The organism is Synechococcus sp. MIT2312, assembly GCF_059772315.1.
This window is the reverse complement of sequence record NZ_CM186281.1, coordinates 1,351,304-1,364,439: the sequence shown is the minus strand read 5'-3', so window position 1 is coordinate 1,364,439 and position 13,136 is coordinate 1,351,304. Positions and strand designations below refer to the sequence as shown.

At 60.4% G+C, this 13,136-nt stretch carries 12 protein-coding genes and 1 tRNA gene; 5 read left to right on the top strand and 8 right to left on the bottom strand.

Going from position 1 to position 13,136, the window contains the following annotated elements; genetic code table 11:
- Nucleotides 1-21: 21 nt before the first annotated feature.
- Entirely contained in the window at nucleotides 22-903 is an 882-nt protein-coding gene (locus tag AC6EI9_RS07995; RefSeq protein ID WP_498467271.1) for a fructosamine kinase family protein, read from the top strand.
- 40 nt (nucleotides 904-943) lie between these two features.
- Here the strand turns inward: AC6EI9_RS07995 and AC6EI9_RS07990 are convergent, their stop codons facing one another.
- Complete coding sequence (locus AC6EI9_RS07990) at nucleotides 944-1,300, bottom strand: CAAD domain-containing protein (RefSeq protein ID WP_498467269.1); 357 nt, start codon at nucleotides 1,298-1,300, stop codon at nucleotides 944-946.
- A 53-nt stretch (nucleotides 1,301-1,353) separates the two neighbouring features.
- Here AC6EI9_RS07990 and AC6EI9_RS07985 point away from each other — a divergent pair, with 53 nt between their 5' ends.
- Both AC6EI9_RS07985 and moeB read left to right on the top strand, forming a co-directional pair.
- A complete protein-coding gene (locus AC6EI9_RS07985; protein WP_498467268.1) occupies nucleotides 1,354-1,905 on the top strand; it encodes a M67 family metallopeptidase in 552 nt (183 codons plus the stop codon).
- The gene (gene moeB / locus AC6EI9_RS07980) at nucleotides 1,902-3,065 is read left to right on the top strand and encodes a molybdopterin-synthase adenylyltransferase MoeB (protein WP_498467266.1); all 1,164 of its coding nucleotides are present in this window, start codon (nucleotides 1,902-1,904) and stop codon (nucleotides 3,063-3,065) included. Before AC6EI9_RS07985 ends, moeB begins: the two co-directional genes overlap by 4 nt.
- Before the next feature lie 15 nt (nucleotides 3,066-3,080).
- Here the strand turns inward: moeB and AC6EI9_RS07975 are convergent, their stop codons facing one another.
- On the bottom strand, nucleotides 3,081-4,277 hold the full coding sequence (locus AC6EI9_RS07975) for a cob(I)yrinic acid a,c-diamide adenosyltransferase (protein ID WP_066904398.1): 1,197 nt from the start codon (nucleotides 4,275-4,277) through the stop codon (nucleotides 3,081-3,083).
- A 60-nt stretch (nucleotides 4,278-4,337) separates the two neighbouring features.
- Between AC6EI9_RS07975 and larE the strand changes: the two genes are divergently transcribed.
- Nucleotides 4,338-5,186: an ATP-dependent sacrificial sulfur transferase LarE gene (gene larE, locus AC6EI9_RS07970; RefSeq protein ID WP_498467264.1), complete on the top strand. Its 849-nt coding sequence runs from the start codon at nucleotides 4,338-4,340 to the stop codon at nucleotides 5,184-5,186.
- 8 nt (nucleotides 5,187-5,194) lie between these two features.
- On the opposite strand, the gene speD is transcribed toward larE, so the two are convergent.
- Both speD and recF read right to left on the bottom strand, forming a co-directional pair.
- The gene (gene speD, locus AC6EI9_RS07965) at nucleotides 5,195-5,677 is read right to left on the bottom strand and encodes an adenosylmethionine decarboxylase (RefSeq protein ID WP_498467262.1); all 483 of its coding nucleotides are present in this window, start codon (nucleotides 5,675-5,677) and stop codon (nucleotides 5,195-5,197) included.
- A gap of 29 nt (nucleotides 5,678-5,706) precedes the next feature.
- Nucleotides 5,707-6,804: a DNA replication/repair protein RecF gene (gene recF, locus AC6EI9_RS07960; RefSeq protein ID WP_498469975.1), complete on the bottom strand. Its 1,098-nt coding sequence runs from the start codon at nucleotides 6,802-6,804 to the stop codon at nucleotides 5,707-5,709.
- A gap of 83 nt (nucleotides 6,805-6,887) precedes the next feature.
- On the opposite strand from recF, the gene AC6EI9_RS07955 reads away from it, so the two are divergent.
- Nucleotides 6,888-6,961: transfer RNA gene (locus tag AC6EI9_RS07955), tRNA-Arg, on the top strand.
- A gap of 20 nt (nucleotides 6,962-6,981) precedes the next feature.
- Here the strand turns inward: AC6EI9_RS07955 and AC6EI9_RS07950 are convergent.
- Genes AC6EI9_RS07950 through AC6EI9_RS07935 form a run of 4 tightly spaced genes read right to left on the bottom strand, consistent with a single transcriptional unit; the run spans nucleotide 6,982 to nucleotide 13,135 of the window.
- A complete protein-coding gene (locus AC6EI9_RS07950; protein ID WP_498467260.1) occupies nucleotides 6,982-7,443 on the bottom strand; it encodes an N-acetyltransferase in 462 nt (153 codons plus the stop codon).
- 6 nt (nucleotides 7,444-7,449) lie between these two features.
- On the bottom strand, nucleotides 7,450-10,461 hold the full coding sequence (gene ppc, locus AC6EI9_RS07945) for a phosphoenolpyruvate carboxylase (RefSeq protein ID WP_498467258.1): 3,012 nt from the start codon (nucleotides 10,459-10,461) through the stop codon (nucleotides 7,450-7,452).
- Nucleotides 10,458-11,606, bottom strand: coding sequence for a glutamate--cysteine ligase (gene gshA / locus AC6EI9_RS07940; protein ID WP_498467256.1), 1,149 nt, complete (start codon nucleotides 11,604-11,606; stop codon nucleotides 10,458-10,460). Before gshA ends, ppc begins: the two co-directional genes overlap by 4 nt.
- A complete protein-coding gene (locus AC6EI9_RS07935; RefSeq protein WP_498467254.1) occupies nucleotides 11,603-13,135 on the bottom strand; it encodes an anthranilate synthase component I family protein in 1,533 nt (510 codons plus the stop codon). The genes gshA and AC6EI9_RS07935 overlap by 4 nt, the downstream gene beginning before the upstream one ends.
- Between the last annotated feature and the right edge of the window lies 1 nt (nucleotide 13,136).

The following is a 13,136-nucleotide window of genomic DNA, read 5'->3' as shown; positions in this document are numbered from 1 at the left end:
AGCAGAGTTGGATCAGCGTGGATGCGTGATCAGCTGCAACAGGCTCTGGCGGCTGCCACTGAGTTGCTTGAGGGACGACAGGTGGTTGATGTGCTCAGTGTGGGCGGCAGCAGTGTGGGTTCCACGTGGCGCCTGAGCCTGAATGATGGTGAGCAACTCTTCGCCAAGGTGGCCCAAACGGCCAACTTGCTGGCGGAACAGTCCGGTCTGCAGGCGCTACGTCACTGGGCTGATCCAGCTTTGATCGAAGTGCCCCAGGTGCTCGGCTGCCTGCCACTGCCTCACCAGTCAGCCTTGGTGATGGCCTGGTGGGATGCCAGCAGCGGCGATCAGTTCTGTCTCGGCCGGGGACTGGCGCAGCTTCATCGTGCGTCGGCTGAGGCTGGACCAGGTTGTTTCGGCTGGGATCGCGATGGCTTCATTGGGCTTGGCCCTCAGCCCTGCGGATGGCGTGACAGCTGGGGCGATGCGTTCACTCAACTCAGACTTCAGCCCCAGCTGTGCCTGGCCTCTGCGTGGGGGCTGGCTGTGCAGGACTGGGAGCCATTGCTTGAACCGATCGCTGCATGGCTGAATCGTCATGCCCCTGAACCCTGCCTCGTCCACGGCGATCTCTGGGCTGGCAATGCAGCGGTGCTGGCAGATGGTCGTGGTCTCTTGATGGATCCCGCCAGTTGGTGGGCTGATCGCGAGGTGGATCTGGCCATGACCCATCTATTCGGTGGATTCTCTCGTCGCTTTTGGCAGGGATACAGCCGTGAATGGCCACTGCCTGCGGGCGCAGAACAGAGAATTGAAGCTCTCAATCTTTATCACCTGTTGAATCACGCCAACCTTTTTGGTGGTGGATACCAACAGCAAAGCCGCAGGATCCTCAAGGATCTGCGGCTCGCCTTGCTCTGAAACGATCGTGAATGGACCTGATGGCTCATTCCAAGTGGCTTCAGCCGAGGTACTCCTTGCGAAGCGTCTGAATTCGGGCGACCAGAGCATTGCGCTTGTCGCTTGTGGTGAGGTTTTTCCAGCTCCATTGCCCGACAACCACAACGCCGAGCAGCTCCAGCAGACCCGGGACAACCGGGAGCAGATTGATCGTGTCGAGAATCCCTTTGATCAGGATCTGGGCAACGATCACAGCGGCGAAAATGCCAACAACCTTGCCGATGCGCCCTGCCTGGCTCCAGTCGACCTTGTCGAGAGTTTCATTCACCTTGCCGAGGACGTCTTTGTAGCGCTCGGCGAATGCGATGTTGTCGCCTGTGGCGCTTTCAGTCGACTGCGTAGTGGTTTCGTCGCTCATGACGCCTAAGCTGGCTACTAATACTCCGCGACGATATCGGCAAGATCACTGGAATGCCATGCCGGCTCCGTATCGATCTCGATTGTCTGATGATTCTTAGGGCTTCACTTGGAGCCGTTTCACCGGAAGAGGGTTGCGCATTGCTGCTTGGGGAGTCAGCACCTGATCTCAATGTGCGCTTCGTGTGGCCCTGTTGCAATGTCTGGCGCCCTGGTTTCGGCGGATTCAGCGATGCGATCTCAGTAGATCGTGATCAAGCGCCGGTCTCTGCTTCGCGCAGATCACGCTTTGCACTCGATCCTCGTGAGCAGATCGCTGCCCAGCGATGGTCTCGTCAGCGAGGTTGGCGGGTTCTCGGCAGTGCGCATTCCCATCCAGAGGGCCAGCCGGTGCCCAGTGCAGTGGACAGGCAATGGGCTGCCGGCGAGGGGGTCATGGTCATTGATGCCGGTGTGGCCGGCATCCGCGCCTGGTGGTTGCCGGGGGCCGGCCCGGAAGGACCGGACAAGCCTGTCAGCGCTCTTTCGCTGGTTGTCCACGGTCAGGCACCGGTGGGAGACACTGTGAAGTCGTGTCCCGATGGCGTTTCCCTGCCTCTGCAATGACGGAACACCTTCCAGATCCCGATCTGAGTGCGCAGGAGCGTGGACGTTATGCCCGTCACCTCACACTTCCGGAGTTTGGGATTGTCGGCCAGCAGCGGTTGAAAACAGCATCGGTGTTGTGTGTTGGTGCCGGTGGGCTCGGCTCGCCTGTATTGATGTACCTGGCGGCGGCTGGTGTTGGTCGCATCGGCATCGTTGACGATGACCGTGTGGAGGTGTCCAACCTCCAGCGGCAGGTCATTCATGCGGAAGGTGGCCTTGGCCAGCTCAAGACGGATTCCGCTTGTCAGAGGATCTTGGGCCTGAATTCCCATTGCCGGGTTGAGCAGCATGCCTGCCGGCTCACGACCACCAATGCCCTCGAGCTGATCGAGGGCCATGACCTGGTGGTGGACGGGTCCGATAACTTTCCGACGCGCTACCTGATCAACGACGTCTGTGCCTTGCTCAACAAGCCGTGGGTGTACGGCTCTGTTCAGCGTTTCGAAGGGCAGGTCAGTGTCTTCAACAAAGGCCCTCAGTCACCGGATTACCGCGATCTGGTTCCGGAGCCACCGCCCCCAGGCCTTGTCCCCTCCTGCGCTGATGGAGGTGTTGTGGGCGTGATGCCAGGGTTGATCGGGCTGCTTCAAGCCACCGAAACGATCAAGCTGCTGGCAGGCATTGGTGAATCTCTGGATGGGAGGCTGCTGCTTGTGGACGGCCTGACCATGCGTTTCCGAGAGCTCCGTCTGCAGCGACGACCCCAGCGCCCTCCCGTCACAGCTCTGATCGATTACGACGCGTTTTGTAGCGTCGACACTTCTGGCCGTCCTAAGGGAGCGTCAAGCGTGAGAAGCATTTCCGTCAAGGAGCTCAGCGCATTGTTGGGCGACGGCGATGAGCTGGTGCTGATTGATGTGCGCAATCCCTCGGAAGCAGATGTGGCCGTGATTCCCCGATCGCAACTGATCCCGCTTGCACAAATCGAGAACGGAGAGAGGATCGACGAGATTCGCCGTCTTGCTGGTCCACGTCCGATCTACGTGCATTGCAAGCTGGGAGGACGTTCTGCGCGGGCGGTCGAACTGCTGTCCCAGCATGGAATCGACGCCATCAATGTGTCAGGAGGGATCGATGCCTGGTCTCAGCAGGTTGATCCTGGAGTTCCTCGTTACTGAGGCTGTTTCAGGTCGTCAGTAGTCAACCCCACGCTTGAGGTCGACTCCCTGTTCGGCGTAGTGCTTGTGGCACACCATTTCAGAATGAACACTCGCCAGATCGAAGTAGGCCGGTGGGTGTTTGCAGCGGCCCGTGATAATCACCTCAGTCTCGGAGGGCTTGCGCACCAGGGCCTGCACGATGGGCTCGACCGGTAGCAGTTCCAGATCAACGGTGGGATTGAGTTCGTCCAGGATCACGGTCTTGTAGAGGCCGCTGGCGATGGCCGCTCGCGCAATTTCCCAGGCGCGTTCAGCCTCCACGTAGTCGATCGGCTCCTGTTGACCACGCCAGACGATCGCGTCGCGTCCGGAACGCAGGTGGTCGACCAGGTGCGGATAGCTCTCACGCAGAGCTGCAATCGCTGCATCCTCGGTGTAGCCGTTGCCTCCCTTGAGCCATTGCAGGATCAGCACGCGATGGCTCTTGTCCTGACTGATGCCTCGACCGATGGCCTGGAGACCCTTGCCCAGGGCGCTGGTGGACTTCCCCTTGCCTTCGCCGGTGTAGATCTCGATTCCACCCGGTGACGGGAATGGAAGCAGCGAGTCGTCTTTGGGCTCGATCCGCCTGTGGGCGCGCATTTCAGAGTGCAGATCGGCGATGTGAATCAACGGTTGGGGAGCAGCGCGTCCGGTCACGATGATTTCCATGCCCTCCGGTCGAGCCGAGAGGGTCTTCACCACGTCGTTGATATCGAGCAGGCCGAGATCCAGCACCGGGTTCAGTTCGTCCAGAACCACAACGGAATACAGAGCGCTGGCAATCGCACCTCGCGCGATGTCCCAGCCTCTCTGGGCTTCCTGTTGGTCGAATTTTGTGGCTTCGTCAGCATTGAAATAGTCAGCGCGTCCTGTGCGGACCTGATCGATGAGGTGGGGAAAGCCCTGTTGCAATGCTTCGATCGCGGCATCCTCGTCGTAGGCCCGTCCAGGTCCTTTGAGGAATCGCAGCAGCAGAACCCGGGTTCGCCGTTGTTCGCAGATGCCAAGACCAATCGTGCGCAGCACAACACCCAGCGCGGCCTGGCTTTTGCCCTTGCCCTCTCCGTCGTAGACGTGCAGCTGGCCGAGGCTGCGTTCACGGCTGTCGGCAGCTGTGACGATGCCGATGCCTGGCTTGCTGTTGCGTCGGGTCCCGCTCGAGCTATCGGATGACTGGACTGCGTCCATCGTCGATTCCTAGATGGCGCTTCTTACGATCGGAGCATAACGATATTTCTATTTTCAGCAGTGGCTTTCGAGACCTTGCGCCTGCTGGAATCTTTGTCGGTGGAGGATGAGCTTCGCCTGCAGCGCCTTCGCGAATGGATCTTTGGCTGTGATCGCGTGTTTGTGGCCTACTCCGGTGGCGTGGACAGCACCTTGGTGGCTGCCATCGCCCAGGAACAGCTTGGCGACTGCGCATGTGCCATCACCGGCGTGTCGCCCTCGCTGGCTCCTCATCTGTTGGCTGAGGCGCGTCAGCAGGCGCACTGGCTGGGGATCCTGCACCGTGAAGTGGAAACCAGGGAGCTTGAAGACCCTGCTTACAGCAGCAATCCCACGGACCGTTGTTATGCCTGCAAACGCGAGCTCCACAGTCATCTCGCTCCTATCGCTGAGGCTGCTGAAGGCGCGAGAGTGCTGGATGGTGTGAATGTTGATGACCTCGGCGACTATCGGCCTGGTCTTCAGGCAGCCAGTGAAGCAGGCGTGGGCTCGCCGCTGGCGGATCTGCAGATCGACAAGTCCTGCGTGCGACGTCTGTCCAAGGCACTGGGATTTCCCTGGTGGGACAAGCCAGCTCAGCCTTGCCTGGCTTCCCGCTTCCCTTATGGAGAAGCCATCAGCCATGACCGCCTCAGACAGGTTGGTCATGCGGAAGCCTGGCTGATCGAAAGGGGCTTCCCGCGCGTGAGGGTTCGATCCCAGGGCCTCTCGGCCCGGATCGAGGTCCCTGAGGACCGACTTGCGGAACTGCTTGCCCCTGAGCTCAGAGACTCGTTGGTTCGCGCCATGCTCAAACTCGGCTTCACCAGTGTGAGCCTTGATCTGGAAGGGTTGGTGAGTGGAAAACTCAACCGGGTCATCCCCGGTTGAGGGCCGCTTCAGCCGGCCTGGATGCTCGGTGTCCGTTCCGCTTCTGCCACGGCCGAGGGTGTTTCACGCAGAAAGCTGCGCATGGCATGGTGACCTGCGCCCAGTTCCTGCCTGAGGTGTTCACAGGCTGATTCGGGCATGGTGTGGTCTCCGCAGGTGAACACATCCACTGCTGCATAACCGTTTTCAGGCCAGGTGTGAATGGAGATGTGGGACTCGGCAAGCAGTGCGAGTCCGGTCACACCCTGAGGTTCGAATCGATGGGTGATGAGGTTGAGAAGGGTGGCACCAGCACGTTTCGCTGCCATCGTGATGGTGGTTCTCAGGAAGGCTTCGTCGTTGAGCTTGCGCTGATCGCAGCCGTAGAGCTCAAGGATGCAATGTTTTCCCACCATGTCAGTCGCACTCGTCTGACTGGGGCTGGGGGCTGAGATGGTCAAAGCGTCGTCCCATCCCGGATTGGGATGCAGGCAGGACAGGGTCTGCTCCATCAGGGCATCGAGGAAAAGGGCTTCAGACCCTAGCTTTTTCTCATCCCGTTTCTCAAGTGATCGGCGTTGAGAATCTGTGAACGCTGCCGCCACTGGCCTTCGAAAGCGTCCAGGTGCGTTGCGCTCACCAGGCATTGATGGGAATCACCCACGGCTTCCAGCAGGGTGAGCTGGCGACGTGGATCCAGTTCCGCCAACACATCATCCAGCAGGAGCAGAGGGGGGTGACCACACAGTTCACCCACCAATTCCAGTTCAGCCAGCTTCAGTGCCAGCACCACGGTGCGCTGCTGCCCGGCAGACCCGAAGCGGCGAGCTGCAGTGCCGTTGAGCATCAGATCGATTTCGTCGCGATGGGGTCCCACCCTGCAGCTGCCCAGCCTCTCCTCTTCTGGGCGCTGCCGCTGCAATTGCTCTTCGATGGACAGCCGCCAGGTTTCCTCGGCCTCTTCTCCTTCCAGCACGCTCCCCGGTGAGTAGCGCAGTTCCAGTTGTTCATCGCCCTGGCTCAGACGTTGTTGCCAGGCTGAGGCGAGGGGCTCAAGTCGTGCCAAGGCACGGCGGCGGCGGCGGTGAATGCGTGTGCACACCAGCGCCATCTGGGTGTCGAAGCTGTCGAGCAGCACGTTCCGTTCCAATGAGGTGCCGAGGCCACCTCGTCTCCAGAACTGACTGCGTTGTCGCAGCAGGCGGTTGTAGCGACCAATCAGGTCGCTGTAAATCGGTTCCAGCTGCAACACGACCCGATCGAGCCACTGACGTCTCAGTGCCGGTTCTCCACGCACCAGATGGAGATCCAGTGCACTGAACCCGACACAGCGCAGGGGGCCGATCAGATCCATTTGACGCTGCAGCACCTTGCCGTTGCGTCGTGCCTGTCGTCCTCCCCGTCGCCGCAGTTCGAGCTCGATCACATCCTCGTCAAGGCAGGTGGCCCTGAGCAGAGCGCGGGAGGCATCCCAGTGGATCAGATCCGCATCCTGGCTGGATCGATGCGAGCGCAGGCTGCCCAGCAGCTCCACTGATTCGAGCAGGTTGGATTTTCCAACGCCGTTGCTGCCGATCACCAGCAGACGCGGCGCATCAATCTCCAGCTGCAGATTGCAGTGGTTGCGGAACTCCTGCAGTTCGAGCCGGAGAAGCCGAATCGGTCCGGGTGCGGTGTGTGGCTAAGGTAACTGGAGCGTGGTTGTTCTCCCAGCCGCCGCGTGGGCATGTAGCTCAGTTGGATAGAGCATCAGATTCCGGTTCTGAGGGTCGGGGGTTCGAGTCCCTCCATGCTCGTGTTCAGAAAGACCGACCGGTCATCGGAGCCGCAGGCCCATGGCCCTGATTCCGCCTGGATCAAGAATGAAGCCGCGCGATTTCAGTGCTTCGAGCGCCTGGACAGGGGCCGCAATTGAAATGCTGCATCCAGGCAGATCTCTGCGCAGACAGGCCAGTGAACGGTGAACCAGCACCGCCAGCAATCTGGATTGATCAGGTCCTGAAGCGGCTGCCAGGTTCCAGAGATTGGCATTCAGCGCCTGATCACTGGTGGCTCTGACGAAGCCCACAAGCCGCTTCTCTTCACTGTCGAGAATGCTCAGGTGCCAGATGCTGCGTTGCAGTGCAAGTGGCCACCGTTCCACTGGGTGGGGTTGATCGCCGCAGTCTTCCAGCAGGGCATTGATGCTGTTCCCATCGGGAACGAACTCCATGCTCACGCTGTAGCGCTCCGGAAGCCTTGGAACGGCGGCCTGTTGACGAAAGGGAAGCAGTGCCACCGTGACTCAACCAGTGTTGCGCATGCCAGCGGCAATGCCGTTGATGGTGAGCAGGGCACCGCGTAGAAGCTCGCTGCGGCTGTAGGTCCGACCGTCACCGTCACTTGGAAATTCACTCATCGGTGGCTGACGATTCTGGTCACGCAGGCGTTTGAGCAGGGCCACCTGCAAGAACCCCAGCGGCACAATCGTGCGGTTGCGCAGGTTCACCGACAGCTGCAGTGCAGGGTCGGCATCCAGCAGCCTTTCCTGTCTGGTGATGTCCAGAACCAGGCGTCGAGTGAGTGTGTATTCATCAGCGATCGTCGAGTAGATCCGTTCAAACGCATCGTGGTGGCTTGCACTGCCCAGGCTGGTCACGTAATGACGGGCCAGATCGAGATCGACTTTCGAGAGAGTCATCTCCACTTTGGAAATCAGCATCCGGAAGAAGGGCCAGCGCTGGTGCAGGGTGCGCAGCAAGGTCATCTGCTCTGGATCAGCTTCGAGCTCTTCACTGAGAGCTGTGCCCACACCGAACCAGCTGGGCAGCAGGAATCGGCTCTGGGTCCAGCCAAACACCCAGGGAATCGCACGGAGGCTGGACAGATCCCTGGCGCCGGATTTGCGCCGTGCCGGACGACTGGAGATCTGCAGTTTGCTGATCTCTTCAATCGGAGTCACCTGCTCGAAAAAGGCCACCAGGTCAGGATTGTCATGCACGAGGGCCCGGTAGTGGCGGCGTGAGCATTTCGCCAGTCGAGCCATCAGCTCGTTCCAGCTCGGGGTGGCATCCAGCTGATTGGTCACCAGGCTGTTCTGCACCACTGCTGTGGTGACCGTCTCAAGGTTGTAGAGAGCAAGCTCAGGCAGGCTGTATTTGGACGCCAGCACTTCACCCTGCTCGGTGATCTTGATGCGTCCCTGCAGCGTGCCGCTCGGTTGGGCCAGGATTGCCTGATAGGCGGGGCCACCGCCTCTGCCGACGGAGCCTCCACGGCCATGGAACAAACGCAGGGCCACGCCATTGCGTGCTGCCAGATCCTGCAATGCAATCTGTGCCTTGTGAATTTCCCAGTTGCTGGAGAGGAATCCAGAGTCCTTGTTGCTGTCGGAATAACCGAGCATCAGTTCCTGGAGCGGCAGCCCTTGGCTGCCCACGCGAGGCAAGAGGTTTCGGTAAAGCGTTGTCTGGAACAGCTCTTCCATCACGTCGGGAGCTCGCTGAAGATCCTCCACCGTTTCGAACAGAGGAACCACCAGCAGATCGGCATGGCCAGCGGAGGGATCCACGAGGCCGGCCTCCTTGGCCAGCAGCAGCACCTCCAGCAAGTCGGAAACGCTGTGACTCATGGAAATCACGTAAGTGCGACAGATGCGGCTGCCGAACTCGTCCTGCAGACGATGCAGCATTCGGAACACATCCACCGTTTCCGCCGTGGTGGCTGACCAATCCACTGCAGGAGGAATCAGCGGTCGGCGCGTCTGCAGCTCCTGGAGCAACCAGTTCACGCGCTCCTGCTCGTTCAGGTCTCCATAGGCCTGATCTGGATTGAGGTATCGGCTGAGTTCATCCAGGGCGTCACTGTGCCGCGTGCTCTCCTGACGGATATCGAGCCCCGCAAGCGAGAATCCGTAGATGTGAACCTGCGTGAGCAGTGTGTCGAGAGGCTCACAGGTGAGATCGGTGCTGACCAGGCTTGTTCGGATCAGCTCAAGATCACTGCGGAATTCGGCAACTGAGCCGTAGTGCAGAGCTTCGCTCGGCTGACTCTCGGGCGCAAACGGCTGGGGACTTTCCGCAGGAGCTCGCCATCCTGCATCCGCCAGCTGATCGTTTCTCAGCTTGGTGAGACGCAACCGTTCGAGCATGAAGCTCATCTTCAAGCGGTAGGGCTCGAGGCGATAGCGGGTGGCTCTCTCCTCGTAGACCTCCGGGAAGCGAAACCGATCCATTTCCAGTGATTCGAGCAGCGAAGCACTCACCTGACTCCACTGCATCGAGATGCTGAGCTGGTCGCGCAGGCTCTGGACGGCACTGATGTAGCGGTCCAGCATCAGCTGGCGCTGATAACAGGCTGTCCGCCAGGTGATGTCTGTGGTGACGGAAGGGTTGCCGTCGCGATCGGACCCGACCCAGGACCCGAAGGTGCAGAAGGACGACGGGGGCAGCTGGACATCGGGGTAACTGCCGGAGAGTGCGGTGGTCAGGCGGCGACGCAGCTGCGGCATGGCGTCGAACAGAACCTGCTGGAAATAGTGCAGGGCGTAATCGACCTCATCGAGCACGGATGGCTTGAACTGGTGCAGTTCATCCGTACGCCACCAGAGCCTGATTTCCTCTTCCAGCTGAAGACGGATGCCGTCGGCTTCGCGTGGACTCGTTTCGAAGGCGGTCTCCAGCTGTTGCAGGAGGCTGGCAACACGTCGCTGTTTGTGCCTCACCGTGTGACGCACGATTTCCGTGGGATGGGCTGTGAAAACCAGCCGGATGTCGAGTTCCTGAAGCAAGGTCTCCAGCTGTGCGGGGGGCACGTTCAGTCGCCGCAGGCGTTCAAACAATTCACTGAACGTGGCGGGCTCTGTCTGAGTTGCCAGTGGTGGAGTGAAGGGATCGATCTGCTCGGCCAGTTCCTGAGAGCGGACGATGCTTTCGAGGTAGCTGTCCTCCTCGATGCGCTGCTCGAGGATGTTCACCAGCTGGAAATAGAGCGAGAAGGCTCTGGCCGCTGCAATGGCTTCCGACAGATCCATGTCTCGAATCAGCGAGACCACGGAATCCGAGCTAACGGCACTGGGTTCGGGCAAGGCCGGATCACTGAGCTGCTTCATGCGCAGCAGGCGTTCAGCCTGTTCAGCGGGGCATTCGCTGCGCAGCACGGTCTGCCATAGATCCTCGACCAGAGCGAGGCGCTGCTGCAGCAGATGGCCATTGCCGGATGTCTCCTGCACCGCAGCCCTGGGCTGATCGCTCGCAGGAATCATTGCGGGGGAGGAGGACATCGAAAGCGGGTCGGGATCTGGAGTCGTCATGATCATCCCAAAGTGCGTTCGGCCGGTGTGCAAACCCCACGCATCTCCTCCTCTCGCATGGTCGTGATGCTCTCGCGCAGCACCGATTCGATACTTTCTCCGGAGTGAATGCAGTTCAGCCATCGCATGGCCTGATTGCCTTCTTGTAAAACAGCTGCCAGTGGACGGAGTTGTTGCTTCAATCCAAGCTCTTCAGCCAGCGGCGTCACGCTGTCGATCAGCTGCTCCAGCCAGTCCCTGCAGGAGCGTTCCCGTCCGTCGCGCCAGTTGTGCAGTTTGGCCTCAAGACTGGAACGGGCCGCGGCGCGATCGTTGCTCATGCTGAGCTCTTCCAGTTGCTGAAGATTGAGCGCACTGCATTGCAGGGGGTCGTGCTGTTCGGGCTCTCGCAGCACCTGCTGCACCCGTAGTTCCAGAAGAACGGTCACTGCAATCAACACCTCTGGGTCGGTGATCAGATCGCAGATGCGCAGCTCGAGACGATTGAGTTGGTGCGGACGGTCCGGTCCGTTCGGTCGCACGGAGGTCCAGAGGTGCCGGACGTTGTGCATGGAACCGGCCTCAATCTGCTGATTGGTCCAGGAGATGAAGTGCTGGTGGTCAAGGAAGAGTGGAACGCGGGCCGGAGTGAGCGGGAACTGGAGCCAACGCTGGGAATGCGCTCCGGTGATCCGGCCGTTGAGGAAGGGTGAACTGGCACTCAGAGACAACAACAGAGCCGCTTCACAGCGCACAAGACGCAGCGCAGCGAACAATTCAGCTGGATTGTCGATCCCCAGGTTGATATGGATGCTTGCTGTCACCACTGCCGTGCCGTAGGTGGCTTCGATCAGTGAGTGATAAGGGTTGTCCGGGTCTGATCGCTCAAAACGATCGGTGTCGCCAAGGCTCAGGGTGCTGCCTGGCAACAGGGTGAGACCTTGCTCCATCAGCCAGCAACGCAGCTTGCGGCGAGGAGAGAGCAAGGCCTCTGCAATGCCGTCGTAATCGGCCTGCGGATCGGTCACATATTCGAGATTGCGGTGATCCGGTTCCGTGACAAAGCCCTCGAGTTCCCGTTGGGCGCGGGCTGCGATGCCGACATTGCGGCCATCGGATCGGCCGGTGAACAGCTCGACTTCAAAACCTTTGAGCAACCTGTTCCGGCTCATGCTCCGACGTCCTCGAGACAGGCCAGTGCTGTGAGCATCCCCCGCGCCTTGTTGAGTGTCTCCTGGAACTCCGCTTCTGGCTGGGAATCGGCCACGATCCCCGCTCCGGCCTGTACCTGCAGGGTCCATCCGCCGTCGGATCTTGGTTTCACCACCATGGTGCGGATGGTGATGGCGGTATTGAGTGCTCCGGCCAGGTCCACCGAGCCGTAAACCCCGGAGTAGGGACCACGGGCGTCGGGTTCAAGGTCGTGGATCAGCTGCATCGCCCTGATCTTTGGAGCTCCGCTCACAGTTCCTGCCGGGAAGGAGGCCATCAACAGATCCCAGATGTCCTTGCCAGGGGCAAGACGCCCCTCCACTTCGCTCACGATGTGCATGACATGGGAATAACGCTCGATCACCATCAGTTCACGCACGGAGACCGAACCGGGCGCACAGACCCGGCCCAGGTCATTGCGGCCTAGGTCAACGAGCATCACATGCTCTGCGCGCTCCTTGGGATCGGCCAGCAGGTCGGCTTCGAAGTTCCGGTCTTCCACAGGATTACTGCCTCGGGGCCTGGTACCGGCAATCGGTCGCAGCACCGTGCGGATCCCACCCTGATCCGGTTCCGCTTTCACCATCACCTCGGGACTGGAGCCGATCAGCTGCCAGTCACCGAAGTCGAAAAAGGCCATGTATGGAGAGGGGTTGATCATCCGCAGACTGCGGTACAGATCCAGCGGTGGATGATCGACGTCAGCGCTTAGCCGCTGACTCACCACCAGCTGGAAGGCATCACCAGCAGCGATGTGGTCACGTGCCTGGTCCACCGCCTGGTGGAAATCCTCCCGGGTGCGATTGCTTCGGGTCTCTGGGGTCGCACCTCTGTCGGGCCTCCAGTTGAGAGGTCGCACGGGCGGCAAGGGGGCTGCCATGCGTTCGCGCAGTGAGTTGATGCGCGTCATCGCTCCGTCCCAGGCATCCTCAGGGCTTGTGGCTGCATTGCGCTGTCCGCTGAGATCTCCGTAGGCAACAGCGGTAATCAGGCGTTTCACCTGGTCGAAGATCAGGATGCTGTCCATCAGCATCCACAATCCATCGGGTGGACCATCGGCGATCGCGGGATGGACAGGAACGCTGGGCTCGATCCAGCGGATCAGCTCGTATCCCCACATTCCATAGAGCTGGCCCAGGGGAGGCAGCCCCGGCAGCGTTGCAGGCCGGTAGGGCTCCAGACAGCCTCTCAAACAATCGAAGGGGTTGCCGCTGAAGGTCTCGCGGTGATTGTCACGCCAAATCCGCTCCAGCCCATCACGAGCTGCTGACAACGTCCACACAGGGTCACAGGCCACCACGCTCCAGCGGCCGAGAGTCTCGCCACCTTCTACAGATTCGAGCAGGACTCCAGGTGGTCGTTGATCTCCGACTTTTAACCAGGTGGTCAGCGGGGTCTCGAGATCTGCAGGCCAGCTGCAGGCCACGGGGATCATGGTGGCCCCTGATTGAGCGGCTTCCAGAAAGGCTTTGCGGTCGGGACTGAGCATG